The sequence below is a fragment of the Candidatus Accumulibacter meliphilus genome (assembly GCF_036625345.1).
Lineage (GTDB): Bacteria > Pseudomonadota > Gammaproteobacteria > Burkholderiales > Rhodocyclaceae > Accumulibacter > Accumulibacter meliphilus.
This window is the reverse complement of sequence record NZ_JAZKTZ010000009.1, coordinates 33,492-59,214: the sequence shown is the minus strand read 5'-3', so window position 1 is coordinate 59,214 and position 25,723 is coordinate 33,492. Positions and strand designations below refer to the sequence as shown.

At 60.4% G+C, this 25,723-nt stretch carries 27 protein-coding genes and 2 pseudogenes; 19 read left to right on the top strand and 10 right to left on the bottom strand.

The genetic code is table 11. The features are described 5' to 3' along the window. Position 1: 1 nt before the first annotated feature. The 4 genes from holB to V5B40_RS18350 are packed head-to-tail and all read left to right on the top strand — an operon-like array spanning position 2 to position 2,972. Positions 2-1,018: a DNA polymerase III subunit delta' gene (gene holB / locus V5B40_RS18365; RefSeq protein WP_332355850.1), complete on the top strand. Its 1,017-nt coding sequence runs from the start codon at positions 2-4 to the stop codon at positions 1,016-1,018. Between the two features lie 15 nt (positions 1,019-1,033). Next, positions 1,034-1,414: a PilZ domain-containing protein gene (locus tag V5B40_RS18360; RefSeq protein WP_332355849.1), complete on the top strand. Its 381-nt coding sequence runs from the start codon at positions 1,034-1,036 to the stop codon at positions 1,412-1,414. Between the two features lie 23 nt (positions 1,415-1,437). Then, complete coding sequence (locus V5B40_RS18355) at positions 1,438-2,220, top strand: TatD family hydrolase (protein WP_332355848.1); 783 nt, start codon at positions 1,438-1,440, stop codon at positions 2,218-2,220. Further along, positions 2,217-2,972, top strand: coding sequence for an ankyrin repeat domain-containing protein (locus V5B40_RS18350; protein WP_332355846.1), 756 nt, complete (start codon positions 2,217-2,219; stop codon positions 2,970-2,972). The genes V5B40_RS18355 and V5B40_RS18350 overlap by 4 nt, the downstream gene beginning before the upstream one ends. Before the next feature lie 105 nt (positions 2,973-3,077). Here V5B40_RS18350 and V5B40_RS18345 read toward each other — a convergent pair whose 3' ends face one another. The 3 genes from V5B40_RS18345 to V5B40_RS18335 all read right to left on the bottom strand — a co-directional run bounded on the left by V5B40_RS18345 (position 3,078) and on the right by V5B40_RS18335 (position 6,077). After that, complete coding sequence (locus V5B40_RS18345; protein ID WP_332355844.1) at positions 3,078-4,538, bottom strand: 3'-5' exonuclease family protein; 1,461 nt, start codon at positions 4,536-4,538, stop codon at positions 3,078-3,080. 134 nt (positions 4,539-4,672) lie between these two features. After that, a complete protein-coding gene (locus V5B40_RS18340) occupies positions 4,673-5,557 on the bottom strand; it encodes an alpha/beta fold hydrolase (protein WP_332355843.1) in 885 nt (294 codons plus the stop codon). Positions 5,558-5,774: 217 nt separating this feature from the next. Further along, positions 5,775-6,077 (bottom strand): hypothetical protein, encoded by a 303-nt coding sequence (locus V5B40_RS18335; protein ID WP_332355842.1) that lies wholly within the window; start codon positions 6,075-6,077, stop codon positions 5,775-5,777. A 248-nt stretch (positions 6,078-6,325) separates the two neighbouring features. Between V5B40_RS18335 and V5B40_RS18330 the strand changes: the two genes are divergently transcribed. Then, a complete protein-coding gene (locus V5B40_RS18330) occupies positions 6,326-6,451 on the top strand; it encodes a hypothetical protein (protein WP_332355841.1) in 126 nt (41 codons plus the stop codon). A gap of 80 nt (positions 6,452-6,531) precedes the next feature. On the opposite strand, the gene V5B40_RS18325 is transcribed toward V5B40_RS18330, so the two are convergent. Beyond that, the gene (locus V5B40_RS18325; protein ID WP_332355840.1) at positions 6,532-7,335 is read right to left on the bottom strand and encodes an ABC transporter permease; all 804 of its coding nucleotides are present in this window, start codon (positions 7,333-7,335) and stop codon (positions 6,532-6,534) included. Then, positions 7,326-7,943, bottom strand: coding sequence for an ABC transporter ATP-binding protein (locus tag V5B40_RS18320; protein ID WP_332355839.1), 618 nt, complete (start codon positions 7,941-7,943; stop codon positions 7,326-7,328). The genes V5B40_RS18325 and V5B40_RS18320 overlap by 10 nt, the downstream gene beginning before the upstream one ends. 268 nt (positions 7,944-8,211) lie before the next feature. On the opposite strand from V5B40_RS18320, the gene V5B40_RS18315 reads away from it, so the two are divergent. The 3 genes from V5B40_RS18315 (at position 8,212) to maiA (ending at position 10,587) form a co-directional block, all read left to right on the top strand. Next, complete coding sequence (locus V5B40_RS18315) at positions 8,212-8,748, top strand: VOC family protein (RefSeq protein WP_332355838.1); 537 nt, start codon at positions 8,212-8,214, stop codon at positions 8,746-8,748. A gap of 90 nt (positions 8,749-8,838) precedes the next feature. Beyond that, entirely contained in the window at positions 8,839-9,864 is a 1,026-nt protein-coding gene (locus V5B40_RS18310; protein WP_332355837.1) for a fumarylacetoacetate hydrolase family protein, read from the top strand. Between the two features lie 75 nt (positions 9,865-9,939). Beyond that, complete coding sequence (maiA, locus tag V5B40_RS18305; RefSeq protein WP_332355836.1) at positions 9,940-10,587, top strand: maleylacetoacetate isomerase; 648 nt, start codon at positions 9,940-9,942, stop codon at positions 10,585-10,587. Between the two features lie 81 nt (positions 10,588-10,668). On the opposite strand, the gene ppk2 is transcribed toward maiA, so the two are convergent. Both ppk2 and V5B40_RS18295 read right to left on the bottom strand, forming a co-directional pair. After that, the gene (ppk2, locus tag V5B40_RS18300; RefSeq protein WP_332355835.1) at positions 10,669-11,937 is read right to left on the bottom strand and encodes a polyphosphate kinase 2; all 1,269 of its coding nucleotides are present in this window, start codon (positions 11,935-11,937) and stop codon (positions 10,669-10,671) included. A 114-nt stretch (positions 11,938-12,051) separates the two neighbouring features. Then, a complete protein-coding gene (locus V5B40_RS18295; RefSeq protein ID WP_332355966.1) occupies positions 12,052-12,609 on the bottom strand; it encodes a hypothetical protein in 558 nt (185 codons plus the stop codon). 66 nt (positions 12,610-12,675) lie between these two features. On the opposite strand from V5B40_RS18295, the pseudogene V5B40_RS18290 reads away from it, so the two are divergent. The 7 genes and pseudogenes from V5B40_RS18290 to V5B40_RS18260 all read left to right on the top strand — a co-directional run. Further along, a pseudogene (locus tag V5B40_RS18290) lies at positions 12,676-13,167 on the top strand (hypothetical protein); the annotation flags it as partial. A gap of 94 nt (positions 13,168-13,261) precedes the next feature. Continuing rightward, positions 13,262-17,338 (top strand): UvrD-helicase domain-containing protein, encoded by a 4,077-nt coding sequence (locus tag V5B40_RS18285; RefSeq protein ID WP_332355834.1) that lies wholly within the window; start codon positions 13,262-13,264, stop codon positions 17,336-17,338. Positions 17,339-17,348: 10 nt separating this feature from the next. After that, the gene (locus V5B40_RS18280; protein WP_332355963.1) at positions 17,349-17,726 is read left to right on the top strand and encodes a type II toxin-antitoxin system RelE/ParE family toxin; all 378 of its coding nucleotides are present in this window, start codon (positions 17,349-17,351) and stop codon (positions 17,724-17,726) included. After that, positions 17,707-18,042 (top strand): helix-turn-helix domain-containing protein, encoded by a 336-nt coding sequence (locus V5B40_RS18275; protein WP_332355833.1) that lies wholly within the window; start codon positions 17,707-17,709, stop codon positions 18,040-18,042. Before V5B40_RS18280 ends, V5B40_RS18275 begins: the two co-directional genes overlap by 20 nt. A gap of 424 nt (positions 18,043-18,466) precedes the next feature. Continuing rightward, positions 18,467-18,814, top strand: coding sequence for a type II toxin-antitoxin system VapB family antitoxin (vapB, locus tag V5B40_RS18270; RefSeq protein WP_332355832.1), 348 nt, complete (start codon positions 18,467-18,469; stop codon positions 18,812-18,814). A 150-nt stretch (positions 18,815-18,964) separates the two neighbouring features. Then, positions 18,965-19,702 (top strand): hypothetical protein, encoded by a 738-nt coding sequence (locus V5B40_RS18265; RefSeq protein WP_332355831.1) that lies wholly within the window; start codon positions 18,965-18,967, stop codon positions 19,700-19,702. After that, positions 19,623-19,907 (top strand): annotated as a pseudogene (locus V5B40_RS18260) (hypothetical protein); the annotation flags it as partial. The gene V5B40_RS18265 and the pseudogene V5B40_RS18260, both read left to right, overlap by 80 nt. Here V5B40_RS18260 and V5B40_RS18255 read toward each other — a convergent pair. Then, positions 19,801-20,178, bottom strand: coding sequence for a type II toxin-antitoxin system RelE/ParE family toxin (locus V5B40_RS18255; protein ID WP_332355830.1), 378 nt, complete (start codon positions 20,176-20,178; stop codon positions 19,801-19,803). The pseudogene V5B40_RS18260 and the gene V5B40_RS18255 sit on opposite strands and share 107 nt — an antisense overlap. After that, positions 20,079-20,303, bottom strand: coding sequence for an addiction module protein (locus tag V5B40_RS18250; protein ID WP_332355829.1), 225 nt, complete (start codon positions 20,301-20,303; stop codon positions 20,079-20,081). The genes V5B40_RS18255 and V5B40_RS18250 overlap by 100 nt, the downstream gene beginning before the upstream one ends. A 317-nt stretch (positions 20,304-20,620) precedes the next feature. Here V5B40_RS18250 and V5B40_RS18245 point away from each other — a divergent pair, with 317 nt between their 5' ends. Continuing rightward, positions 20,621-20,962, top strand: a complete 342-nt coding sequence (locus V5B40_RS18245) for a YciI family protein (RefSeq protein WP_332355828.1) — start codon at positions 20,621-20,623, stop codon at positions 20,960-20,962. Between the two features lie 816 nt (positions 20,963-21,778). On the opposite strand, the gene V5B40_RS18240 is transcribed toward V5B40_RS18245, so the two are convergent. Continuing rightward, positions 21,779-22,246 carry a hypothetical protein gene (locus V5B40_RS18240; RefSeq protein WP_332355827.1) on the bottom strand — a complete coding sequence of 156 codons (468 nt, stop codon included), beginning with the start codon at positions 22,244-22,246 and terminating at the stop codon, positions 21,779-21,781. 649 nt (positions 22,247-22,895) lie between these two features. Between V5B40_RS18240 and V5B40_RS18235 the strand changes: the two genes are divergently transcribed. The 3 genes from V5B40_RS18235 to V5B40_RS18225 are packed head-to-tail and all read left to right on the top strand — an operon-like array spanning position 22,896 to position 25,346. Then, entirely contained in the window at positions 22,896-23,480 is a 585-nt protein-coding gene (locus tag V5B40_RS18235) for a Uma2 family endonuclease (RefSeq protein WP_332355826.1), read from the top strand. Between the two features lie 50 nt (positions 23,481-23,530). Beyond that, entirely contained in the window at positions 23,531-24,151 is a 621-nt protein-coding gene (locus V5B40_RS18230; protein ID WP_332355825.1) for a restriction endonuclease, read from the top strand. Continuing rightward, positions 24,051-25,346: a class I SAM-dependent methyltransferase gene (locus V5B40_RS18225; protein ID WP_332355824.1), complete on the top strand. Its 1,296-nt coding sequence runs from the start codon at positions 24,051-24,053 to the stop codon at positions 25,344-25,346. Before V5B40_RS18230 ends, V5B40_RS18225 begins: the two co-directional genes overlap by 101 nt. Positions 25,347-25,723 lie beyond the last annotated feature (377 nt).

The following is a 25,723-nucleotide window of genomic DNA, read 5'->3' as shown; positions in this document are numbered from 1 at the left end:
AATGCACAGACAGAGCTGGCAGCAACTTCAAGAGCGACGCGCTCAGTTGCCGCACGCGCTGCTGATTGCCGGCCAGCGCGGGATCGGCAAATTCGAGTTGGCGCGCAGCTTTGCCGCGTCGCTGCTCTGCGAAGCGCGCACCGAGTCGGGCAGCGCTTGCGGCCGTTGCCCGGCTTGCGGCTGGCTGGCGCAGGGCAACCATCCGGATCTACGCCTGCTACAGCCAAGCGCGCTCGCCGAAGGCGAGGAGACCGAGGCCGCTGCGGGTGACGCGGCAGGCAAGAAGAGAGCCAGTCAGCAGATCACCATCGATCAGGTGCGCGCGCTCGATGAGTTCCTGCATGTTGGCACCCACCGCCATGGCGCGCGCGTAGTCTTGCTCAACCCCGCCGAAGCCATGAATCGGGCGACGGCCAATGCCATTCTTAAAGCACTTGAAGAACCGATTCCAGGTACTTTATTTATATTGGTTTCAAGCGAGCCACATCGCTTGCTGCCGACGATTCGCAGCCGTTGCCAGACGATTCCCATGCGACCGCCACCGGCGGCCAGTGCGATCGCCTGGCTGCGCCATGCCGGCGTTCGCGACGGCGAGCAGTGGCTGGCGCTCGCCGGTGGCTCGCCGCTGCTGGCCCTCGAACTGAGTGCCAAGGGTGAACGCGCGCTGCTCGATTCGCTGCTCGGCCAGGTGGCGCATGGCAAAGGCCTCAACGCCGTGCTGGCGGCGGCCATTGTCGACAAGGCGGTGAAGGCGGAGAAACGTCCGGCAGCATTGAAGCGTACGCTCGAGTGGGCTCAGAAGTGGTTGTTTGACCTGACCCTGGCCAGCCAGGGCTTGCCGCCGCGCTATTTCGTTGCGCACGCGCCGCAGTTGCTGCGCCTGGCGCAAGGCACCGACGCCCGCAAGCTCTTGGCATTCAATCGAAAGGCGATACAATACAAAGCCCAGTGCGAGCAACCCGTGAATAGCCGCCTGTTTCTCGAAGAGTTTTTCCTGAACTACATACGGCTTTTCTGAACCTCCCGAGGGGATATGGCAGAAGCAGACAGTCGCAAGCAAGTCGCAGCCAGCTCACCACGCCCGAGCGTCTTGTCGTTGAACATCAATTCGAAATCGGCGCTGTACGCGGCGTATATGCCCCTGCTGCGCAACGGTGGAATCTTCATTCCGACTACCCGCCATTACGCCATCGGTGACGAGGTGTTCATGTTGTTGTCGCTGATCGACGACCCGGCCAAGTTGCCGATTGCCGGTACGGTCGTCTGGATAACCCCGGTCGGAGCCCAGAACAACAAGGCGCAAGGCATCGGTGTGCACTTCAACAACGACGAAGGCGGACTCGAAGCCAAAAGGCGCATCGAAGCCCTTCTCGGCGGCGTGATGCAGTCCGGCCGCCCGACGCATACGATCTGAGCGAGCGCCGCCGAAGAACGCCGATGCTGATCGACTCGCACTGCCATCTCGACTTTCCGGATCTGTCCGAAAAAATTGCGCCAATCCTCGCATTGATGAAGGATAACGAGGTCGCCTGCGCGGTGTGCATCGGGGTTTCGCTGGAAGACCTCGGCCGGGTGCTGGCGCTGGCCGAACGCTGGCCGGCGATCCTGGCTTCGGTTGGCGTTCATCCCGAGGCCACCGGCGGACGCGAACCCTCGGTCGGCGACCTGGTCGAGCTGGCTCGTCATCCGCGAGTCATCGCCATTGGCGAGACGGGTCTCGATTACTACTGGCACAAGGATGCACCGGAGTGGCAACGTGAACGCTTCCGCACCCACATCCGCGCCGCCCGCGAAGCGCACAAACCCCTGGTGATTCATACTCGCGAGGCAGCTGCCGACACGCTGCGGCTGATGCAGGAGGAGGGGGCTGCGGCGGCCGGCGGCGTGATGCACTGCTTCACCGAGAGCTGGCAGGTCGCCGAGCAAGCTCTCGAACAGGGCTTCTACATTTCGATGTCCGGCATCGTGACCTTCAAGAAGGCCGAAATCGTGCGCGACGTGGCGCAGCGTGTTCCGCTCGACCGTCTGCTGGTTGAAACTGATTCGCCTTATCTTTCCCCGGTTCCCTATCGCGGCAAGACCAACCAGCCTGGCTACGTGAAGCACGTCGCCGAAGAAGTCGCGCGCCTGCGTGGCCTCACTTACGAGGACCTTGTTGACGCCACGACGGAGAACTTTTTCCGCCTGTTCCCAGAAGCCCGATCAAAAATTGCCCAATGAAAACAATCGCTCTGCTCTTTGCCCTGCTGCTGCCAAGCCTCGCCACAGCCGGCGCTCATGAAGATATGGAGGAAGCGCTGATCTCCGGCAATACCTCGTGGGCCGTCAAGTTGCTCGACCAGGGCATGGACGTCAACGCGGTGGATGCTGCCGGCAACACCTTGCTGATGCAGGCCGTGCAGCGCGACAACGGTGATTTTCTGGAGCAGCTGCTACAGCGCCGCGCACGCCTGAACACCCGCAATCGCAACCATGAGACGGCGCTCAGCCTGGCGGCCTTCAAGGGTAATTTGCCGATCGTCCGGCGTCTCGTCGAAGCCGGTGCAGACGTCAACCTCTACGGTTGGCCGCCCCTGATCTACGCCGCTTTCAATGGCCACACGGCGGTCGTCGAATACCTGATCACGAGGGCTGCCAACATCGATGCGACGACCGAGAACGGTTCGACAGCGCTGTTCTTCGCCGCCCGCTTTGGACACCTGCAGATCGTCGAATTGCTGCTAAAGAACAAGGCCGATGCGAGCATTGCCAACGATCGGGGTGCGACGGCAGACGACTGGGCGCGGCAGACCGAGAATACCAATATCGCCGATATCCTGCGCCAGGCAAGCGACCAGACAAGGGCGGCAAGGGAGCAGGCGAGGAAGGCAAGGGACGAGGCGAGGGAGGCACGGGAGCAGGCGGCTGCGGCCGAGCTCGAGACCGAGCTCGTTGATACCGAGCCCGAGCCCGAGGCCGAGCCGTCAAAGTAACGGTCATGACATGTCGGGATACCCCGGATCATGAAAGTCATGACCGTTTCCCCCTCTTCCCCGACCCTTCTCCCGCGAGGGGAGAAGGGAGATTCGTGAGGACTTTCACATTAGGAACGGGGGCAGGGGGCGAAGGCCGATCTTGCCGGCGTGCAGGAAACGGCCAATGACGCGGTAGGTGTCGGGGTCGAAAGCCTGGCCGGTCGGCCCATCCGCCAGGCGCGCCTGCAGCGCCTCTTCGTTATGCACGGTGGCCACCAGACGCCACCGGTCCACCAGGTGGAACTCTTCGCGCATTCCGAATTCGTCGCGCTCCAGTAGAAGCAGCGGCCCCTTGTAAGGCCAGGGCTTGACCTTGAATTTGGCCAGGGCGGTCAGAACTCGGGCGCTGTGCAGGGCGACCGTTTCCTTGCCAATGCAAACGCCGCGGCAGCTCTTCTGTCGATAAGCGGCGCAGGCTCCGGGCTTGGTACTGTCATCAAGGCCGAGCAGCTTGTAGCACAGACGCTGTGCGTCGGCGAGTTTTCGCAAGCTGCGCAAGGCTTCACGATGACTCGGGTAGATTCCGAACAAATCGTCGGCGATGGCAAAGTCAAGGTCCTCGGCGAAGACCAGTTCGGGGCGAAAGTGACCGTTTTGCAGGGCCCGAAGTTGCCAGGAGCAAAGTCCCCTGGCCGCCGCGCCGGCGTTGCCGCCGCCGGGCTCTCGTGGCCCCGCCTGGGGTCTGCTCGGGGCTGCGCTACGGGACAATTCGATTTCGCGCAGGCGAGCGCCCAGCTCGCCGGCGGCTTCACGCCAGTCGACACGCCGGAGATCGCGCAGCAGCGGCGTTTCGCGCTTGGCGGCGGTGAAATGCGCCAATACCTGTTGGCGAAGATTGCTCGCCCGGCGGAGTAACAGCAGGCGACCGTCTTCGCCGTAAAACGCGTAAGCGCCGGCAGCCTCTGGCAGATCGTCGATCAGTGCGGGATCGATCTGCGCCGGCAGTTCGGGACGGCCAACGAGGTTGGCGACCACGCTGCGAATCGTTTCGACCGGCAGTTGCCCGTGCCAGCAGCACCACAAATCCCAGAGCAGGCGAGCGTCGGCCAGAGCCCGGTGGCGCGAGCCCGCCACCGCCAGCCCATGGCGTGTGACCAGGGTGTCCAGATTGTGCCGGTGGTGCTGCGGGAAAAGCTTGCGCGAGAGTTTCACGGTGCATAGCGTAGGCGCCCGGAATTCGATCCCGAGTCGCTTGAATTCGCACCTCAGGAAACCGTAATCGAAGCGGGCATTGTGCGCAATGAGCAGTCTGCCGCGCAGTCTCTGGAGCAGGGACGGTGCGAGTTGCGCGAAAGTCGGCGCCGAACTGAGCATGGCGTCGTTGATGCCGGTCAGACCGGTAATGAAGGAAGAAACGGGAGCCTCAGGATTGACCAGCGCGCTCCATTCACGCGCCCCCTGGCTGTCCACCTCGACCAGGCCGACTTCGATAATCCGGTCGTTCGCGAAGTTGGCTCCGCTCGTTTCCAGATCGACGAAAACTAGTGCCTCGGGGGCAAAGGCAGGATTCATGGGCGTCGACAAGCGCAGGCTGCTGGCAGACGAGCACGCAGACCCGTCAGCCGGTGCAGGGGCATGCGCAAGCGGCAAAGCCGCGCCGGCCGATGCCGGCGATCGTTGCTCGCGGTCTGCCAGAGGATGCTCGGCGTCGGCAGCGTTCAGCGCTCAGACGATCGCGCGATCGCCGCAATGGCATCGGCGAACACTTCGGTCAAGGCCACTGGCAGGTCATGCGCCATTCCTTCGATGACCTGCATTATTGCCCCCGGGATGTGTGCAGCCACGTCGTGACCACAGGCGACGGGAATCAGTGGGTCGTCGCTCCCGTGCAGAACCAGTGTCGGTGCCTTGATGGTTTGCAGCAGGGGGCGGCGATCACCACTGGCCAGAAAAGCGGCCAGCTGGCGGGCCACGCCGCGCGGATGGAAGCCTCGCTCGTGCTCATCGACAAGGACCTCGCGCAAGCGTTGCGGACAGCTTGGGAAATCGGGGCTGGCGACCGCCAGCTGGCGTTTGAGCGCGTCCTCGACCAGGCTTTCCTTGTCGCGAGTCGCCGGCAGGGGGGCCAGCAGGGCTTGTGAGGCTTCGCGAGTTGGCGGCGGCAGCTCCGGATTGCTGCTGGTGGACATGATGCAAGTCAGCGACAAGGTACGCTGCGGATAGCGGGCGGCAAGGATCTGGGCGATTGCGCCACCCATCGACGCGCCGACAATATGCGCTTTTTCGATAGCCAGGGCATCGAGCAGGCCGACGCTGTCAGCGGCCATGTCCGCCAGCGTATAAGGCACGCTCAGTGGCGTGCCGGTGCGCAGCGCCTGGCCGATATTGGGAACGCCGGCGGCGTCGAACTTGCTCGACAGGCCGCAGTCGCGGTTGTCGAAACGAAGGACGCGAAAGCCACGCTCGACGAGCGCTTCGCAAAAATCCTTGTGCCAGCGGCTCAATTGTGCACCGAGTCCCATGATCAGCAGAATGGCCGGCGCTGACGGTGTGCCCAATGACTCGTATTCGATCTGAAGATGGTTGGCGGTGATCTGTGGCATGAGAAATGAGAAGAGTGTTTGCAGGGAGCGACCGTGGGGAGCCAAGCGGCAGGCTTGGCAATCTACCACTCCCGCTCGATGCCAGCAAATGCGCTGCGCCTCTCAACAGCGCGTAAGATACTTATAGATTCGCATAATTGGTATTATGTAAACTTAACGGCAGAAAAGAAACGGGGCCGTGGCCCCGTTCAGATCTGGGAAGCAAAGCTCACACGACCTACTTGTTGTCGAATTTTGCTTTGGCGTCGGCAAAAGTTTGCCGGACGGTTCCCCAGATGCTCTCGCTGCCGTTTCTGAGTTCTTCCCAAGCATCATCCGCGGCCTCTTGCAGGGCGTTTATGCGCCCCTGCGCCAAGGTCTTCTGGTATCTGAGTTCATCAGCTTTGGCCTGGAATTTCTCCTTGAAATCGGCGTCGGCCTGACGAGCCTTCACTTCCATGGCGTCGAGTTCTGAGCTCCACTCATCGAGCTGCAGTTTCAGTTTCTCAACATAGGCGTCTTTTGCCTCTTTCAGACTCATGTGTCGCTCCTTTCGAAAAAGTTGATAAAAGCAGCGCCAATCTTACCAGCGCACGAGGCATGTGGGCAGCCTGAAATTACCAGCCAAGCAGTTCAAGCCGTTCAAGCAGTTGACTGACGGGCATCACAAGCAGGCAGTACGGCGTTGAGCGCTGGCCGTCCTTTTTTCCTGCCCCCCGGTTTCCGACGAGGGATCGGCCTATACTGCACGCACACCTGCTTTCGCAGGTGCTCACGAGGAGCACGATCATGGGCAAGATAAGGCAAAACAACAAGGAAGCGAAGAAACAGGCGGCTTTGACTCCAAAGGAGAAAAAGGCCGCCAAACTGGCCGAAAAGCGAGCGGCCGGTGTTGCACCCTTGGTCCAACGTTAAGCTGCTAGTGTGCAGATCGCACGGCAAAGTGCGATCAGGCCGTCGGTCCCGCGAATGCTGGTTGAGCAAGCCGCACCAGATCATTTCCGGGGCCGACTCAGACGGTCCAGCCGCAAGCGCTGGCGCGCGTCGAAAAGGCGTCTGGCGGCGAGGCTGACGGCAACGACGGTACCAAATCCGGTGCCGCCAGCAATAAGAAACATCACCAGAATCTGGTACTTGACGGCCTCCACCGGCGGCGTGCCGGCCAGGATCTGGCCGGTCATCATTCCGGGCAGGCTGACGATGCCGGCGGCAGACATGGCGTTGATGATCGGAATCAGGCCCACCCGGATGGCTTCGCGGCGGCTGTCGGAAATTGCCCGCTGCCAACTCTGGCCCAGCGCCAGGCGACTCTCGATAATCGAGCGTTTCTGGGCGGCGTCCTGCGTCAGACGGTCGAGTCCCAGCGAGATGCCGTTCATGGTATTGCCGAGAATCATGCCCAGCAGCGGTATGGCGTATTGCGGCGCATACCAGGGCTTGGTACCGATCACCAGGAGCAGCGCCATGACCGTAACCGTGAACGACGAAATGAACATCGACAGCGTGCCGACGCCGAAGCCCCACCAACCGACGAAGCGACGTTTCTGGCGGACCATTACCTCGCGTCCGGCGACCGCGATCATGACTCCCGCCATCAGCGCCACCCAGAGCAGGTGAACGTTGGCGAACAAAACTTTGAGTACCAGACCGATCAGGAACAACTGAATCGTGCTGCGCGCCGCAGAGGTCAGTAATTGTCGCTCGACGCCAAGGTGCAAACGCAAGGACAGTCCGGCGAGGGCGAGGATCAGCACTGCGGCACTCCCCAGATCCAGGGGTGAAAGGGTGATCACCTGCATGGCAGCCCCCTCTCCTCCTCCACCAGACCACCGTCGCACAGGATGAAGTGGCGCTGCGCAACACGTTCCATTTGCCCGGAATCGTGACTCACCCAGAGCACTGCGCTTTGCCGCTGGCGCCGGTAGTCGGCCAACAACTCCTCGACGCGAAGGGTGCTGTCCTGGTCGAGATTGCCGGTCGGCTCGTCCAGCAATAGTGCGGCGGGGTTCTGCATCAGCGTTCTCAACAAGGCGAGCCGTTGCCTTTCGCCGGTCGAACAGCGCGACAGCTGCCAATCCACCGCCTCCTCGGGCAAGCCGAGCTGCTTCAGCCAGCCGGCGTTGATCGCCGTCTCGAAATGCTCGCCAACGCACTCCCCCCACCAGTGGCTTTCCGCGACCACCAAGGCCACCGAACGCCGCCAGTCCGGGGCCGGCAGAAGCGAGCAGCGCTGGGCATCGAGATAGGCCTCGCCAGTGTGCTCATCAAGATCGGCGATGGCACGCAACAAAAGCGTCTTGCCACTCCCGGAAGCCCCGTGGATGCAGACGCATTCGCCGCCATCGACGCTGAGTTCGATGGGGCCGACATGGCGAGTGCGCAGCTGCTGCAGACGCAGGCTAGGCACGCCCGGTTCTTTCAAAAACCGGCATCCGGAAGCCATGGAACAGCGGCAAGCGCGCGCACATCCGGTGTATAGACGATCTTCGAGACGAGAGCATGCCGATCAGTACCCGGTACATTTTCCGAAGCGGTCATTGTAGGGGCAATCATTGCCATACGGCTTCGACTTCGGCTCTAATGAACGAGGTCGATGGAAAGCCATCGACGGCCTGCCAGCGCTCGCCAGTCCACGCGTAGCGTCAAGGCCAGGCCGCTCGTGCGGGAGAAAGGAAATGAAGGTCCGGAAAATTCATCATGTAGCCTACCGCTGCATCGACGCCAAGCAGACGGTGGAGTGGTATGGCAAGTACCTGGGTATGGATTTCGTTCTGGCCATTGCCGAGGACGAAGTGCCGTCGACCAAAGAGCCAGATCCGTACATGCACATCTTTCTCGATGCCGGCGGCGGCAACATCCTCGCTTTCTTCGAACTGCCGACACAGCCAGCGATGGACAGAGACCGCAACACCCCGGCCTGGACGCAACACATCGCTTTCGAAGTCGGTTCCCTGCAGGAACTGCTGTCCGTCAAGCAGAATCTGGAAGCTGATGGGATCGACGTCCTTGGTGTCACCGATCACACGCTCTTCAAATCGATCTACTTCTTCGACCCTAGCGGCCATCGCCTCGAACTGGCATTCAATACCAGCACGGCGGAAATGATGAAGCGGCTCGACGCGGTCAAATGGGAGATGCTCGACGAATGGGCAAGAACGCGCAAGGCGCCGAGACAGGCGGCCTGGATGCACGATGGCAGCCATGGCGCATGATCGCGACGCAGCCCCTGCGCCCTAGTCTGGCCATGGCCGGCAAGAGCAAGCGAAGCGATCCTTCCACAAGACCAGCCACGGAGCCCGGCAATGAAACTTGCAACCCTTAAGAGCGGCGGGCGCGATGGCACGCTGGTGGTGGTCAACCGCGAGCTCAGCCGCTGCCAAATGGTCCCCGCCATCGCCCGCACCCTGCAGGCCGCCCTTGACGACTGGCCGCATTGCCAGCCACAGCTGGCCGAGGTCTACACGGCCTTGAACAATGGTGCCGCCCGCCACGCCCTGCCCTTCAACGAAGAGCAGTGCCATTCCCCTCTTCCGAGAGCCTACCAATGGGCCGATGGATCGGCCTACATCAACCACGTCGAACTGGTGCGCAAAGCGCGCGGCGCCGAACTGCCGGCGTCCTTCTGGAGCGACCCGCTGATCTATCAGGGAGGCTCGGACTCCTTCGTCGGTCCGCGCGATCCCATTTATGCGCTCTCCGAGGACGGCGGCATCGATCTCGAGGCCGAAATCGCGGTAATCACTGGCGACCTGCCGATGGGTGCCAGCGCGCTGCAATGTGCAGGCGCCATCCGCCTGCTGATGCTGGTGAACGACGTTTCCTTGCGCCATCTGATTCCCGGCGAACTGGCTAAAGGCTTCGGCTTTTTCCAGTCGAAGCCGGCCAGCGCTTTCTCGCCGCTTGCCGTGACGCCCGACGAGCTGGGCGACGCCTGGCGTGACTGCAAGCTCCATCTACCCTTGCAGGTACAGCTCAACCGCAGCCTCTTCGGCCGACCCAACGCCGGCATCGACATGACTTTCGACTTCAGCCGGTTGCTCGCGCACGCTGCCCGCAGCCGCGAGCTCGAAGCTGGCTCGATCATCGGCTCCGGCACCGTTTCCAACAAACAGGGAAGTCTGCATGGATCGAGCATTGCGCATGGCGGTGTCGGCTATTGCTGCCTGGCCGAACTGCGCATGTACGAAACCATCGACAGCGGCGCCCCGCGAACCGGCTTTCTCAAGTTTGGCGACAGCGTCCGCATCGAGATGCTCGATGCGGACGGCCACAGCATCTTCGGCGCCATCGAGCAGACCGTTACGCCCTACCCCACCTCCCCCGCCTGACGAATATCGAGGCCCCTGAGCCCGATACACCGCCACTTGCCTCCCACCCGCCCATCCGGCCAACCAGGAACGAGCATGCTCAAACTGTATACCTACTATCGGAGTTCCGCTGCTTACCGGGTACGCATCGGCTTGCAGTTGAAGCAGCTGGCCTACGCAAGCATTCCGATTCATCTCGCCCGCAATGGCGGCGAGCAGTTGCAAGACGCTTACCGCGCGATCAACCCCGGCGCGCTGGTCCCCTGCCTGCAGGATGGCGGGACCACTTTGAGTCAGTCCTTGGCGATCCTCGAGTATCTCGACGAGAAGCATCCGCAGCAACCGCTGCTGCCTGCTGACGCAGCGGGCCGGGCACGCGTACGCGCACTGGCGCTGATCGTTGCCTGTGACATTCACCCGATCAACAATCTGCGTGTTCTGAAGTACCTGAGCAGCGAACTCGCGATTGCCGACGAAGCCAGGACGCGCTGGTACCGGCACTGGGTCGAGGAAGGTCTGCGCGTCATTGAAGCGCACCTGACACGCGACGCGCAGACCGGCGCCTTTTGCCATGGCGATACGCCGGGTCTCGCCGACTGTTGCCTGATTCCACAGGTTTTCAACGCCCGACGCTTCAAGGTCGACCTGAATCCCTATCCGCTCATCGTAGCGATCGCTGCCCGTTGCGCAGACCTGCCGGAATTCGCTGCTGCCCACCCCGACCGGCAGGCGGACGCCGAGTGAGTTCCTGCAGGGCAGTGCGCAAAAAGAAACGGGGCGCTCTGGGCGCCCCGTACTTCGCTACTGATATCGAGTCCGGCCAGACTAGAGAATCGGCGTGTGCTCGCCTTGCGGATGGGCAGATCCACTCGGTTCGTAGACCACGTGCGGACGACCGACGAGCAGAGGATCGATGGGGCCTATGGCGTCCACGTCTTTGCCGGTGTAATTCAGCTTGTGCAGGACGTAGCGCATGGCATTCAGACGCGCGCGCTTCTTGCAGTCGGACTTGATCACCGTCCACGGCGTTTCGGCGGTGTCGGTGTGGAAGAACATCGCCTCTTTGGCCTTGGTGTAGTCGTCCCACTTGTCGAGCGACGCGAGGTCGATCGGCGACAGTTTCCACTGCTTGAGGGGATGCACCTGGCGCTCCTTGAAGCGCCGGCGCTGTTCCTTGCGGCTGACCGAAAACCAGAACTTGATCAGGTGGATGCCACTACGCACCAGGGTACGTTCGACTTCCGGGGTCTGGCGCATGAACTCGGTGTACTCGTCTTCGCTGCAGAAGCCCATCACCCGCTCGACACCGGCGCGGTTGTACCACGAGCGGTCACAGAAAACGATCTCGCCGGCAGTGGGCAGGTGGCGCACATAGCGCTGGAAGTACCACTGGCCGCGCTCTTGTTCGCTGGGCTTGTCGAGTGCCACGACGCGTCCGCCGCGTGGGTTGAGGTGCTCGGTAAAGCGCTTGATGGCGCCGCCCTTGCCCGCCGCATCACGACCTTCAAAAATGACCACCACGCGCTGCCCGGTTTCCTTCATCCAGTTCTGCAGTTTCAACAACTCGACCTGCAGGCGGTATTTCTGCTTCTCGTACGCCCGCCGCGACATCAGGTTGCGATAGGGATAGGAACTCGTTTCGCGCCAGCTTGATGCCAGCTCATCGTCCGGACTGCTTGGCGGTGTCGCCTGCGGTTCCTTCCTTTCTGTCAGCAGCGCCTTGCGCAGCGCCGCCGCGTCGTCGGGAGAAGCGCCGGTCATGATCGCTTCGAGCGTCTTCGCCAGCGACGCAGTGTCGCCGACGGTGGCATGTGCAATGATGTCGCGCAGGGCGACTTGCTTGTGCTCGATTGCCGAACTGGCCGCTTCGGCGACATCGAAAGCTTCCATGGCGGCAGGCGTCCGTGCGGGAGCCACATCTCCGGCGGCTGCCCGACGCGGCTGTGTTGCCCGCGTCGAAGCTGAAACCGCACGCGCCCGCGGGGCTCGCGCTGGCGGCTTGGCAGCCGCAACTTCCGGTTTTTCGGCTTCCGTTGTTCCTCCCGCCTGGCTGCTATCGGTGCTCGAGGTGGGCGGCGGAGTTCTCTTGTCCATCTGTCTCTCTCCCAGTGGGTGTGTTCTTCTACAAAAAGTGCCGCCAGATCAAGGCTTGACGACACCCGCCATGATAGCGCTAATATGTCAGGCGTTTCAATCGCTTGAGACCGATTAGTCGCATGTTTTCCGCCCGTTCCCGGCTTTTTCCCGCTTTTTCCCGCTTAGCCGGCAAACCGGCGCCACCGTCATGACCGTTGAATCGTGATGAGCTCCCCGCCCTTCGCGCCGCGATGTCTGTGTCTGGATATCGAAACCGCTTTCGATGACCGCCTTGCCATTCACAAACTGGCCGCCTGGAGAGCAGACACAAGCGACGGCTTCTCCCTTGCCGGGCAGCAGATCGCCGCCGCCGTCGACCGCCTCGACGCCCTTAGCGAAGGCGCTGCATTCGTCCTCGGACACAATATCGTGCGCCATGACCTTCCGGCACTGGCACGGGTCTATCCACAGCTCAAGCTGAACCAGCTGCCAGCGGTTGATACCCTGGAACTTTCCCCCCTCGCTTTCCCCGCCAACCCGTACCACAGCCTGGTCAAGGACTACAAGCTCGTCCGCGACGCGCGCAACGACCCGCTCAAGGACGCGCAATTGGCGCTCAAGCTGTGGCAGGACCAGTATGCAGCCTTTGCCGCACTCAATGCCGCGTCCCCCGACGAGATCGCCTGCCACCATTTCTTCCTGGCGCGTGAAAGCCGCGGCGGTGTCGGCAGCTTCTTCGCCAAGCTCAGGGCGGCAATGCCGCCGAAAGCTGGCGAAGTCCATGCCGCCGTCTGTCGCCTGGGCGGGCAAAGTCTGTCCCCAACATCTTGCGGAGATCCTCGACGAGGCGCTCGTCGATGCGGCCGTCGGGCGGGCTTTCTCCTACGTGCTCGCCTGGCTGCGCGTCAGTGGCGGCAACTCCGTCCTGCCGCCATGGGTACGCCTCCAATACCCGGCAACGACCCGGCAGATAGAGCAGTTGCGCGCGACACGCTGCGCCGACCCGGCCTGCCCCTACTGCGCTGTCCATCTCGACCCGGCAGGGAACTGGAGCGTTACTTCGGCTTTTCCGCCTTTCGCCCGGAGCCCGCCAACGCCACGGCTGGCTCCCTGCAGGAGGACATCGTCGGCGCCGGGTACCAGGAAGAAAGCCTGCTCGCCATTCTGCCGACCGGCGGCGGCAAGTCGATCTGCTATCAGCTGCCGGCATTGTCGCGGCACTGGCGTAACGGCAGCCTGACGGTGATCGTCTCGCCGCTGCAGTCGCTGATGAAGGACCAGGTCGACAACCTCATCAAGGATGGGGATTTACAGCGCAGCGACCCTCAACGGACTGCTGACCATGCCGGAACGACGCGACGTTCTGGAGAAAATCCGCCTCGGCGATGCCGGCATCGTCCTGGTCTCCCCCGAGCAGTTCAGAAACCGGGCCTTTGTCGAAGCCATCCGCCACCGACAGGTCGGTGCCTGGGTATTCGACGAGGCCCACTGCCTCTCCAAATGGGGCAACGATTTCCGCCCGGACTACCTCTACGTCTCGCGCTTCATTCGCGAGCGCTACGCACGAATGCCGGACGAGCGCGCGCCGGTCAGTTGTTACACGGCCACCGCGAAGCGCGAGGTCATCGAGGATATCCGCAGCCACTTTCAGGATTCGCTCGCCATCGAGCTGCGCGTTTTTGACGGCGGGCACGAACGACAGAACCTGCATTACGAAGTGATGGCGGTCACCAAGCCGGAAAAACAGCCGCTGATCCATCGCCTTCTGGAGAAGGAATTCGGCGACGCCGGCAAAGCGGGCCGCCAGGGCGGCGCGGTCGTCTTCGCCGCCAGGCGCAAGCATGTCGAAGAGATATCCGGCTTTCTGCGCGACATGGGCTGGGCCTGCGCGCACTTCCACGCCGGCCTCGACGCGGGCATCAAGAAGGACGTTCAGCAGGCCTTCATCGAAGGCGAGCTCAAGGTCATCGTCGCCACCAACGCTTTCGGGATGGGTGTCGACAAGGCCGACGTGCGCCTGGTCATCCACGCCGACATTCCCGGCTCACTTGAAAACTACCTGCAGGAAGCCGGACGCGCCGGACGTGATCGGCAGGATGCGCGCTGCGTGCTGCTCTACGACGAGGAGGATGTCGAGGAGCAGTTCGGCGTATCCTCCCGCTCCCGCCTGTCGCGCAATGACATCGCCGCCATTCTGCGCACTCTGCGCCGCTACGCCGGCAAGACGAAGAGCACCGAAATCGTCGTCACGCCCGGCGAAATCCTTGCTGACGACGATCTGGAAAGCAGCATCGAGGCCGGCAATCCGGACGCGGACACCAAGATCAAGACGGCCATTTCCTGGCTGGAACGGGCGCGCTTCCTTGAGCGCAACGAGAATCACACGCGCGTCTTCCCCGGCAGCCTCAAGGTGCCGAGCATGCAGGCGGCCGCAAAACATCTCGACAAGGCAAACCTCTCCGCTGACATGCGAAGCAAGTATCTCGGCCTGGTGTCGCTGTTGATCAATGCGCGCGACGATGAAGGCATCAGTACCGACACGCTGATGGCCGCGCTGGGCGTGTCCAGCGACAACATCGTCCGCATGCTTCATCAACTGGAGCAGATGGGAGTTCTCAGCAACGACCTGGCGCTGACAGTCCTGCTGCGCAAGGGCGTCAGGGAAGCCTCCAGTGATCGCCTCGCCCGCCTTGCGGAGATGGAAAAGGCAGTCCTGGCGCGGCTGCCCGAACTGGCGCCCGATGCCGATAATGGCGAGTGGCAGGACGTCAATTTGCGAGGGCTGTGCCAGGATCTCAAGATCCGCAGCGGCGTCGATTTCATTCCCGAGCAGCTGATGAAGCTGCTGCATTCGCTGGCGCGGCCGTTTGGCGACGGCGAAAAGGCTCGGCGGGCGTCCTTTGACGTCAAATTGCTTCGCCGCGAGATTCTCAAGGTCCGCCTGCTGCGCAGCTGGTCCAACATCCGCGAGATCAGCGACAAGCGCCGGGCGGTGGCCACGGTTCTCTTGCAGACGCTGCTCGGCAAGCTGGACGACAAGCTGCGCGGCGTCGACCTGCGCGTGGAATGCAAACTCGGTGAGCTGGCGGAGGCGCTGCGCTCGGATCTCGAAATCGGACCACAGTTGAAGGACGAGCTGACCGCCATCGAGGCCGGCCTGCTCTACCTGCACGACAATGGCGTCCTGATCCTCGATCGCGGCAAGACGGTCTTCCGTTCGGCAATGACCATCCGCATTTACCCGGAAGAAAAGTCGCGTGGCTTTACCAACGCCGATTTCGAGCCGCTCAAGGAACACTACAGCGAGAAGAACTTCCAGATTCACGTCATCCACGAATACGCGAAGCTGGGCCTGAAAAAGCTGTCTGCCGCCCTGAGTTTCGTTTTCGCCTATTTTTCCCTGCCCAAGCTCGAATTCATTCGCCGCTACTTTGCCGGCCGCAAGGAAATCCTGGAACGGGCAACCACGGAAGAGTCGTATCGGCGCATTGTCGAAAGCCTGCGCCACCCCCTGCAGCAGCGCATCGTTGCCGAAAAACCCGACGCCAACCGCCTCATTCTTGCCGGTCCCGGGTCGGGCAAGACACGCGTCATCGTGCATCGGGTAGCGTATCTGGTCCGTGTCCTGCGCGAACCGGCGTCGAGCATCCTCGTCCTGGCCTTCAACCGCGGCGCGGCCTGGGAGATTCGCCAGCGCCTGCGCAGTCTCATCGGCGCCGAAGCCGGCGCGGTGACCGTGCTCACTTACCATGCCCTGGCCCTTCGCCTCACCGGCACGAGTCTCGCCGCCCTGGCCGAGAACAGCGGAGAAGATCCTGCCCGGCAAGGTCTCGACCAGATCCTCGACCAGGCGGTCGCGCTGCTGCAGGGGAAAGCCCCGCCGGGCGGACTCGATTGCGAAGGCGACGAGTTGCGCGAGCGGCTGCTCGCCGGCTATCGCTACATCCTGGTCGACGAGTACCAGGACATCGACCAGCGCCAGTACGAACTGATCAGCGCCCTCGCCGGCCGCCAGACCCGGGACAGGGACGCCCGCCTGACTGTCCTCGCGGTCGGCGACGACGACCAGAACATCTATACCTTCCGCGGCACCAGCAACACTTTCATCCATCGCTTCCAGCAGGACTACCAGGCGACGGTCGAGTATCTCGTCGAGAACTATCGCTCCAGCGCCCACATCATCGCCGCCGCCAATCAGCTCATCGCGCCGCATCGCGAGCGGATGAAGATCAAGCACCCGATTCGCATCAACCATTCCCGAAAAAGGGACCCCTCGGGAGGACGCTGGCAGCGCCTCGATCCCGCAGCCCAGGGCCGCGTGCAGGTGCTTCGCGTCCCCCGCGATGCGATCGGCCAGGCCGTCGTGGTGATGGCCGAGCTGTCGCGGCTGAAAGCGCTCGACCCGAGCGGCGACTGGTCGGATTTCGCCGTCCTGGCCAGAAACCGGGCCACCCTGGATCCCGTCCGCGCCTGGTGTCATCAGCACGCCGTCGCCTATCGCCTGTCCGAGCGCGACGGCTCCGGGCCGCGATTCCATCAGACCCGCGAAGCCTGCCGTCTTCTCGATCTCTTGCGCAACAAGCCGAACCGACGCTGCCAGGCGGCCACCCTGTCGCGCTGGTTCGAGGCCCGTTTCGCGGACGCGCAGCACGCCAATCCCTGGCTGGCGATGCTCGCGCAAGTCATCGCGGAGCTGAACTGCGTGTGGGGCGATATCGCGGTGCCGAGCAGCACCCTCATCGACGAGCTCTACGAGTTCGCCACTGACGCAGCACGATCCGAGCACGGCCGCCTGACCCTCTCCACGGTGCACTCCGCCAAGGGGCGCGAGTTCCGCCATGTCGTGATCCTCGACAACGGCGACTGGCAGGATGGCTCAGACGACGAGCGCCGTCTCTACTACGTCGGCATGACCCGCGCCAGGGAACTGCTCCTGATGTGCGAATCCGTGGGCGCGACGAACCCCTTCTCCCCGCGTCTATCGGACCCCGCCATCACCCGGCTTCCCCTGCCCCAGGCCATCGAACGCCCGGCAGCCCTCGCCTGGCGCTACGTGTCGCTCGGCCTGGCGGACGTCGACCTCAGCTTTGCCGGACGACGGCCCCCAGGCCATGCGATTCACCGCGCCCTGGAACAGCTCGATCACGATGCATCGCTGCAAGCGCTGCAAACGCTGCAAAGGGACACGCGAATCGAACTCTGCAGCGCGGAGAACGGGCAGCCTGTCGGCGCCCTTGCAAAAAACTGCCGACTTCCCGCCGGCCAGATCATTGCCATAAACGTCGACACCCTCGTGCGGCGATGCAGAAAACAGTCGAATCCGGAGTTTGCCCAGCTGCTCAAGGTCGATGCCTGGTGGGTGCCGCTCGCAACCGTGACGATTGGTAGCGCGCTTTCGCGCTTACCTGAACAGATATAAACTTGCCACCATCACCAATAAACAAAAAACGCTCGAATGGATCGCGAGCAGCTACAAGGATCTGATGGCGTTGCCGCCTGACGTGCGCAGACGCTTCGGTTACGCCCTGTCGTTGGCGCAGATGGGCGACCAGGACGACGCGGCAAAGATGCTCAAGGGCTTCGGCGGTGCCGGCATGCTGGAGGTCGTCGAGGACGATGCCGGTGGCACATACCGGGCCGTCTACACGGTGAAGTACGCGGAAGCGGTTTTCGTCCTGCACTGCTTCCAGAAGAAGAGCAAGAGGGGAATCGCCACTCCGAAGTCAGATATGGACATCATTCGCGCTCGGCTGAAAGTGGCCGACGCATTGGCACAGGAGCTACGAAATGCAAAAACGGATCATTGAAGGCGTCGAGGTTCAGCGCAGCTCGGGCAACGTCTTTGCCGACCTTGAACTGCCCGACGCCGAAAAGCTCAAGATCAAGACCGGCTTGGTGGTCGAAATCAGGAAGGCAATACGCGTCCTTGGGCTGACTCAACAAGGGGCGGCGAAACGCATGGGCATCCCACAGGCGAAGGTATCGGGAATGATGCGTGGTGACTTCACGAACCTGTCCGAGCGTAAGCTGATGGACTGCTTGAACCGCCTCGGCTACGACATCGAGATCAAAGTGCGGCCGGCTGCCGAACCGGTCGGACACCTGACGCTCGCGGTCGCTTGACCAGGTGCCAACCGATGGTAGCCCGCATTACCGATGAAGATGGATCGTGCGAAGCCACGAACCATCCGTTTGTTGGACGAGCCCGGGCCGGAGCGGTCAATTACCCCGACGATCAAACCCGGACGCCAAGCTCAAAGTAACGATCGCGCCGGGTATCAAGGTGCCTTAAGCTTTCGTGCGACAGGGTTTCGGCCGCAACTATCGTTCGCAAGTCCTCGAAACACGGTTCCTGCAAGCACGCGCTTTGATGATCTGCTCCCAGTAGTCCTGGAAAACCTCAGAACCCCCGCCCGGTCCCCGCCTGCCCCGCCTCGGCTTGCTCCCACCGGCTTGGTCCCGGCTTGCTCTCTCGCTAGCAGCGATCGCTTGCCCCCCGCAGATGCCGTGTATATAGTCACGCCATGGGGCATCGACGGAGAGAGTCATGGCGAAAAGCATCGTTTTCAATCGCAAGCGCACTCAAGCCGTGCGCCTGCCTGCTGAAATGTGTTTTCCCGATTCAGTCAAGACAGGGGACATTCGGATAGCCGGCCAGGAGCGGATTATTTCGCCGGCAGCGTCAGCGTGGGACAGCTTTTTTCCTGCCGGCAACATGGCTAGCGAGGATTTCATGGCCGAACGTGCTAGCCAACAGTCCACACAGGGTAGAAAACCGCGACAGTTTTGGCAGCTTGAGAAAAATCGTGGCGGGATGCAAAAATTTCCCCTGCCGAGTGGATGGCCAACGCATCGGCGGTTAATTGCTTGGCGGTACCCTGAGGAACTGCGGTGAAAGGCGGTTCAGTTTCTTGCCTAAAAATGACGAGGTTCGCACGGAGCTGTTGCATAAGAATTCATCATCGCCATAAGTCTATAAAGCCAGTTTTTTGAAAAATGCATCGCGGCCAGCTCATACAATGAAACAACTTTGGAGGAGCATCCCATGAAGCGTCTTCCCGTTTTTTCTGCGACATTCTTTCTTGCCTTCGGCTTGGCTCACGCGACACCGACCACTTGGGAACTGCTTAATGACAGCAGGGATGTGGTAGGCAGTTTTCTTCTCGATATCGACACTCAAACCACCAGTAACGCCCAGATTTCAGGTGATCTCGGTTTCTATACCATTTCTTCAACATTCACGTTTTTAAACACGAGCGCTTTTGTAGGCCATTACCCGGTCACCAACTACCTGAAATTCTTTTCCACTGAAGCAGGCAAGGTATACAGAAGTGATTTCGGTGGCGGTGAATTCAATGAAATCAGGGTCAACGATTCTGCTATTGACATAGGTACAAATAATCAATTGGTAGCTGATGGCAGGCTCTACGCAGCCTACATCAATGAAATTTACAATTATGATGAAGTCAATGTTTACTGCAGCTACTACGAAGAAATATATGATGATGAGGGCGAATATATCGGTAATGGCCCTTGCGTCCATTTTTATCAGGACGCTTATTACAACATTGAATACGGGTACTGGGCTGAAGGCTTTTATTTGAGGAGCGCGCCCGGAGTAGCAGACGTTCCCATTCCGCCTACTGGCTGGCTGTTGTTGATTGGCCTGGTCGCCTTGGGTATTTCGGGTCCACGCTTTTTTGGATCAGAACTACGTGCCACGACTTCTGCCGGACACGTTGGGCAATTGGCGCGACAAACGGCCAACTCTTGCTACGGGTGAGGCCCTTCCTATCGGAGAGGCAATTGTAATGCCATCCTTGTTCAAGATTATGGAATGCGACCTCCCACCGTCATCCAGTGATATTCCATACCTGGAACTTATCCCGGCTTGCGGCGTTGGTGCGCGACAGCGAGCACTGTCACGGTATTGCCTCGAATCTCGTAAAAGACCGTGTAGGGAAAGTGACGGAGAATATTTCGCCTGATTGCATCCTCGTCTTCGGAGCACATCAGGGCATTGATACCAAGCCGATCAATTGCCCCAAGTGTCTCGCCTCGAAAAGCCTCGGCCGCAATTGGGCTGCGCTCGAAGTACCAGCGGAAGGCCTCTCTGATTTCTGCCTCGGCCTCGGGCAGAATCTCGACTGCAAAGCGGGTCACAGAGTGCTCAGTCTTGCTCTGGCTTCCGCCCAGGAAACGGCCTTTACTGTTCCCGTTCGCAGGGCCGCTTGCCGCGATCTGATCTCCTGCCGCCAAGCTTCCGCAATTGAAGAATCGTCACTGCCTTCGAGGCTGTCGAGTAGCGCTACGGTCAAGGCTGCACGCTCGGCGGCTGGCAGGCCGAGAGCTTTGTCCAGAATGTGGGCTAGGTGGGCGTTCATGCAACGAAGTCTAGCACTCGGATTGGGCCGGGTCACTGCGTGCTTGGAGCCGATGGCCAACGAATAGGGATGGATCCCGGACGCCAAGCGCGAAGTAACGATCGCGCCGGGTATCGAAGTGGCTTAAGCTTTCGTGCGGCAGGGTTTCGGCCGCAGCTGGCATGGACCGGTCGCGCGGCCAGGCTGTCGTCAGCGAGGGCCGCCCGCACCCGATAAATCGAGATCCCGGAAAGGGACGCGCCGAAAGCGGCGCGCCCCTCAACTTTACGCTTAGGCCTCACAGCCAATACCGAAACGCACATCAGGAGGGCCGAACGATGACGAAGTATCTTATCTCTTTCCCCGCACCGGCGATGGACGTCCTCGACGAGGACATGGCTGCCGTCGGCGAAGCGGCACATGCGGTCATCCGCGAAGCGAAGGATGCCGGCGTGTACGTCTTCGGTGGTGGCATAAACGAGGATGTCGCAGCGCTGCTGGTTGCCGCTGACGGCAGCGCGACGCACGAAACGTACCCGCAGACCAAGGAGTTCGACGGCGGTTTCTGCGTTCTGGAACTTCCGTCGCGCGAAGCCGCAGTCACGTGGGCCGCGAAGATCGCCCAAGCCTGCCGCTGCGCGCAGGAACTCCGCGAATTCCAGTACGACCCCGAGAGCTGACCGGCGAGTCGCAGCCCGCTGCGACCGCGACCGAGAAGGCCTTCCCGCATCGACTTCCTTCGCGGTTATGAACTTCGGACGGCCAACACGCCCAAGCGCTTCGCTACATCCGTGCGGCCTGATTTCCCCGCGTTCAAGCGGAGCGCCACAGGCAGAGCGGCCGACCGCCGTCGGCTCGATCGGGCCTTGGCGCCCTGCGGTCGGGGCCTGCCGGCCAGCCGTCCGGGAAGGACGGCGGGCGCTCGGCCGTAGGGAGCACGTGCGCGAGGCTTCTTGCTCGATGCGCAAGGCCCCGTGCTCGATCCGCAAGCCCCTGTGCTCTTCGGGCAAGCCTTTGATCCGCATTCGTCAGCCCGACGAGTGCCGTGGCGAAGCTTTTTGCTCGATCGGCGCCTCGACGAACTGTCCCGGCAAGGCTCGGAGCTTCGCGGGCAAGGCTCTGCGCTTCGCTGGCGAAGCTCTGCGCTTCGTTGGCAAGGCTCTGAGCTTCGCCCGCAAGCCTTTTTGCTCGGCGCGCAAAGCAACGAGGCTTGCACCGCAAGGCTTCGATCCTTGCGCCCGAAGTGCAAAACCTTGCGCGCAAGGCTTTTTGCTTTGCGGCTAATGCTTTGCTGCTTGCACAGTGAAGTTCAGAGGCTTGCGGCCAAGCATCGGAGGCTTGTCGTCGGATCTCGGAGCTTTGCCGTCGGAGCTCGGAGCTTTGCCATCGGAGCTCGGAGCCTTGCCATCGAAGCTCCGAGCCTTGCGACTGAAGCTCGGAGCCTTGCGCCTGAAGCCCCGAGCCTTGCGCGCCGAGCGTGACGTCTGTCGCGGCGCTCAGGCAGCGGCGACCGGGCTCGGTTTACGCTTGCGGCTGTAGCGACCGGCCATCGCTTCCTTCAAGGCATCGAGCCCGGCGCCCTTGCCGAAGACCTTGGCCAGCGCATAACCCTCGAGCGCGGCGGACAGGATGTCGCTGCCGAGCGCCATTTCGGTGTCGTCGGCCTTGCCCACCAGCTGCCTCAGGCTCGCCAGGTGCGGACGCAAGAGATCGAGGTTGTGGAGATCGCGCTCGGCTTCGGCGAGATCGAGTTCCGGCGGGATGATCTGCTTGTTCTGCGCCAGGACGATCAGCGTCTGTCGGCAAAAGGCTTCCGACTTGTCGCCCATCTTGGTCAGGCTGCGCCGCTGGTCGACCGAAAGTTCGATCAGGCCGCCGAGTTTCTCCTGCAGGGTAGTGATCGCGGCGGCAATCGCCGCCAGGTCGTCGGGGCTGATATTCAGCGTTACGAGGTTTTGGCTCATGAGTAATTTCTCCTTGATACAAAAATCGACGGCGCGCCGGCAGTATCCCGCGCTCCGATCAGGGCCGTCAATAGGCTGTGGCCGGCCGACCGCGGCGCTGCCCTGCGGGCGTGTTGTACAGCGCGCCAAAGCGCCGCGTCGTACCGCGACAACGAGCCGCGCGCGCGTTCGGCCAGCGCCTGACGAACTCACCGGGAACGCCGCCCGCCGAGCAGACGGCGATCGGCAAGGGTGGTTCTTCGCTTCGTGGAATCGTCAGGGACGAGCGCCGCACGAGCGCCGCACGAGCTCCGATAGCGTCACGTCGCAAGAGCCATCGCCACCCCTGCTCCTCGCCATTGCCCGATGAATCGGACGATCCTCATCTGTCCGGCGGCTGCGGCGAATGGAGAAGCCAAGTGCGATCTTCTGGCTCCTACCACTCCAAATTGACCGGGCCGAACGGCCGCCCGTCACGCTCGATTGCTTGTCGATGGCCGCTTTGTAGTACGATCACCGAGCGGCGTTTTTCGGCCATCAGCGGAAGTAGCCAAATCGTTCCTAAAGCAGTCATTGAATCAGCCATTTCGCCGTAATCCGAGCACGGTTTTTTTTTCTTACGAGATCTGCGCTATCATCACAGCCAAGCATTTCGCATGAGGCAGCCAACATGGGAAACATGAGCGAACTGATGGCGCAGGCACGCCACCGGATTAGCGTCGACGACTATTACAAAATGGCCGAGGCGGGGATTTTTGGTGAAGACAGCCGCGTGGAACTCATTGACGGGGAGATTGTCGATATGGCGCCGATTGGCAGCAAGCATGCTTTTGTCGTCAGCCGTCTGGCCCGGTTGTTCACCCTGGCTGCCCGCGATGATTATCTGGTCAGCGTCCAAAATCCTATCCGGCTCGACAACTGCTCGGAGCCGCAACCCGATATCGCTTTGCTCAAGCCGGGCAATTACATGGACAGCTTGCCCGGCGCCAGCGATATGCTGTTGATTGTCGAAGTCGCCCACTCCTCCATCAGCTTCGACCGTGGCGTGAAGCTGGATCTTTACGCGCGTCACGCCATTCCGGAAGTCTGGCTGCTTGACCTGATGGACGGAGAGTTGCTCGTCAGCCGCAAACCTGTCAACGGGCAATATCGGACAATGCACAAGCCGCTCCCCGATGAAACCGTCTCATCCCTGCTTGCGCGGCAGGTTGAGTGGACTTTGGAGAGCGGGAAATCGTGGTCTGTCCCTTTTTGAATTCAGGATGTAAGTTTATATGGTTATCGCAACATTTACTGGAGATCGGAGTGATTCCTAAAGAGTTGATCGACATTCAAGATTTTCTTTCTAACCGATCTATGCCGCTGTCCAGACCGTTCCGAGACGGACGCAACAACGCGTTAGTAAACGAACGTGAGATCATCGATTCCATAGCGGAGAATTTTTCAATTGAACGCGCACGGGGGCGGCATTGGTATCACTTCGCCATAGACAGGGGGGGCGACAAAATACCTGTAAGTCTCAAAGTAACATCTACTTCCACAGCGGATAATATTCAGTGCAAACTTGGAATGTACTATGCCCTTACTGGAATTTGGCCGTCCTTTGCCAATGAAATCAATTGGGAAGATTATTTTACCCGTCTGAAGCAGGATATCGGCAGAAAGAAGGATAAAGATTATTATATTTTAGTCGTCAATAAAGAAGATTATAAGGATGTATTTTGTACAAGCCTAAAGCAGTTACAAACGCTTGTAGCAAATGGTAATAACTTGCCATTTCAATGCAACTGGGGAAACAATCGGGCGCTTCAATCAAGGACACATGATGCAGCAGTTAGATTTCTTCTTGGAAGGTTCTACGACTCAATCAAACTTCGAGCAAATATCCTCGAAGGATTCGAAAATCACCTCGCCGACCTTTTATGACGTAGAGACTCTTGGTCAGGTATTCACGCCCTCTAGTGTCGTGAACGCCATGTTGGCGTTACGTAAAAACGATGGTCGTGTATTGGAGCCTTCGTGTGGTAACGGCGCATTCTCGAGTTGTTTGCCGGGCTGCGTCGCGATTGAGATTGATAATGCCCATGCTCCAGAAGGTAGTCTGAACATAGACTTCTTTGCCTTTTCTGAGTCAGAACAATTCGACACAATTATTGGCAACCCTCCTTACGTTAGATATCAAGATATTCGACTAGAAACCAAGACTTTAATAAAGTCTAATATTTTTGATCTTCGTTCAAATCTGTATCTGTTCTTCATTGAAAAATCAATTCGCCATCTGAGAGATGGAGGTGAATTGATATTCATCACTCCGCGCGACTTCATGAAAACTACATCCAGCGTGCGGCTGAACAAATGGCTTTACGCTCACGGTACGATCACGCACGTAATCGAACTTGGAGATGCCAAAGTTTTTTCAACCGCGGTTCCAAATTGCCTAATCTGGCGGTATGAAAAGGGCTGCATCGACCGGCCGGTGAGGTATTTGGAGATAGGTAACAAAGACAACTTAGACTTATGCTTGGGATCACCCCAATGGGAAGATAGGGTATTTCTCGAAACAGCGGGACATCTGATGTTTTCTCGGGACCTTCATGCCTTACACATGAGCGATGTGGCAAGCGTGAAAGTTGGGGCCGTGTCTGGGGCCGACGAAATCTATGCTGACGAGAAATTAGGTAATTTGGAGTTCGTCTGTTCTGGGACTATCAAAACTGGAAGGACAAGGCGAATGATATGGGTCGGAAAAAGAGACGGGCCTCCTGATAGCCTTCTTCCCCACAAACAACGCCTTATATCACGAGGAATAAGGCCATTTGACGAAACTAATTGGTGGCAATGGGGGCGTGGATATCCGATTTCTGATGCGCCGCGCGTCTATGTAAACGGAAAGACGCGGCAATCAAAGCCCTTCTTTCTACACGATTGCAAGAACTTTGACGGAGCGATACTCGCGATTTTTCCCCATAACCACAATGTCGACCTGAAATTGTTTTGTGAGGCGCTGAACGAGATTAAATGGGACCAAATGGGGTTCGTGTGTGATGGTCGTTTCTTGTTTTCTCAACGAAGCTTAGAAAATGCCCCTATCCCAGAGGTGTTCCAACAATTTGTGCCTTAGTTTGGCAATAGGGCACGATTAGAGTGGAGTTGGATGCGCTGGAGGCCAGTCTCCGAGGCTTAGGCAAGTCTATGCAAGCGTAGCCTGTTCGGCGGTTATTAAAGTAGAGCAGTCTTCAGAATAGCTGCTCTGTGGCATTCACGAAGGTCTGCTCCTGGCCGGTAGCTTGAGGTCGCCAATGGCCGCTTCGGAGCATTCCAGTTCCCAGAATCTGGATTTGGCTGACTGGCCGGTTTGGAGAAACCTGATCGGCCGCTCAGGGTCGTTTCCTGCCGCAGCAGAACTGAAAACCGGCCGTCCAGAAGGGTTCTCGGTGTCGCTCGGCCCAAGCTCTCTGCACCGACCAGTTGAATGGTGAATGCGGCGCGACAAGCAGC

What these genes read in the sequence shown, in the direction of transcription:
- holB (WP_332355850.1), top strand. Translation starts at nt 2, where the DNA reads ATGCACAGACAGAGCTGGCAGCAACTTCAAGAGCGACGCGCTCAGTTG.
- V5B40_RS18360 (WP_332355849.1), top strand. Translation starts at nt 1,034, where the DNA reads ATGGCAGAAGCAGACAGTCGCAAGCAAGTCGCAGCCAGCTCACCACGC.
- V5B40_RS18355 (WP_332355848.1), top strand. Translation starts at nt 1,438, where the DNA reads ATGCTGATCGACTCGCACTGCCATCTCGACTTTCCGGATCTGTCCGAA.
- V5B40_RS18350 (WP_332355846.1), top strand. Translation starts at nt 2,217, where the DNA reads ATGAAAACAATCGCTCTGCTCTTTGCCCTGCTGCTGCCAAGCCTCGCC.
- V5B40_RS18340 (WP_332355843.1), bottom strand. Translation starts at nt 5,557, where the DNA reads ATGCCACAGATCACCGCCAACCATCTTCAGATCGAATACGAGTCATTG.
- V5B40_RS18335 (WP_332355842.1), bottom strand. Translation starts at nt 6,077, where the DNA reads ATGAGTCTGAAAGAGGCAAAAGACGCCTATGTTGAGAAACTGAAACTG.
- V5B40_RS18330 (WP_332355841.1), top strand. Translation starts at nt 6,326, where the DNA reads ATGGGCAAGATAAGGCAAAACAACAAGGAAGCGAAGAAACAGGCGGCT.
- V5B40_RS18325 (WP_332355840.1), bottom strand. Translation starts at nt 7,335, where the DNA reads ATGCAGGTGATCACCCTTTCACCCCTGGATCTGGGGAGTGCCGCAGTG.
- V5B40_RS18315 (WP_332355838.1), top strand. Translation starts at nt 8,212, where the DNA reads ATGAAGGTCCGGAAAATTCATCATGTAGCCTACCGCTGCATCGACGCC.
- V5B40_RS18310 (WP_332355837.1), top strand. Translation starts at nt 8,839, where the DNA reads ATGAAACTTGCAACCCTTAAGAGCGGCGGGCGCGATGGCACGCTGGTG.
- maiA (WP_332355836.1), top strand. Translation starts at nt 9,940, where the DNA reads ATGCTCAAACTGTATACCTACTATCGGAGTTCCGCTGCTTACCGGGTA.
- ppk2 (WP_332355835.1), bottom strand. Translation starts at nt 11,937, where the DNA reads ATGGACAAGAGAACTCCGCCGCCCACCTCGAGCACCGATAGCAGCCAG.
- V5B40_RS18285 (WP_332355834.1), top strand. Translation starts at nt 13,262, where the DNA reads ATGCCGGAACGACGCGACGTTCTGGAGAAAATCCGCCTCGGCGATGCC.
- V5B40_RS18275 (WP_332355833.1), top strand. Translation starts at nt 17,707, where the DNA reads ATGCAAAAACGGATCATTGAAGGCGTCGAGGTTCAGCGCAGCTCGGGC.
- vapB (WP_332355832.1), top strand. Translation starts at nt 18,467, where the DNA reads ATGGCGAAAAGCATCGTTTTCAATCGCAAGCGCACTCAAGCCGTGCGC.
- V5B40_RS18265 (WP_332355831.1), top strand. Translation starts at nt 18,965, where the DNA reads ATGAAGCGTCTTCCCGTTTTTTCTGCGACATTCTTTCTTGCCTTCGGC.
- V5B40_RS18250 (WP_332355829.1), bottom strand. Translation starts at nt 20,303, where the DNA reads ATGAACGCCCACCTAGCCCACATTCTGGACAAAGCTCTCGGCCTGCCA.
- V5B40_RS18245 (WP_332355828.1), top strand. Translation starts at nt 20,621, where the DNA reads ATGACGAAGTATCTTATCTCTTTCCCCGCACCGGCGATGGACGTCCTC.
- V5B40_RS18240 (WP_332355827.1), bottom strand. Translation starts at nt 22,246, where the DNA reads ATGAGCCAAAACCTCGTAACGCTGAATATCAGCCCCGACGACCTGGCG.
- V5B40_RS18235 (WP_332355826.1), top strand. Translation starts at nt 22,896, where the DNA reads ATGGGAAACATGAGCGAACTGATGGCGCAGGCACGCCACCGGATTAGC.
- V5B40_RS18225 (WP_332355824.1), top strand. Translation starts at nt 24,051, where the DNA reads ATGCAGCAGTTAGATTTCTTCTTGGAAGGTTCTACGACTCAATCAAAC.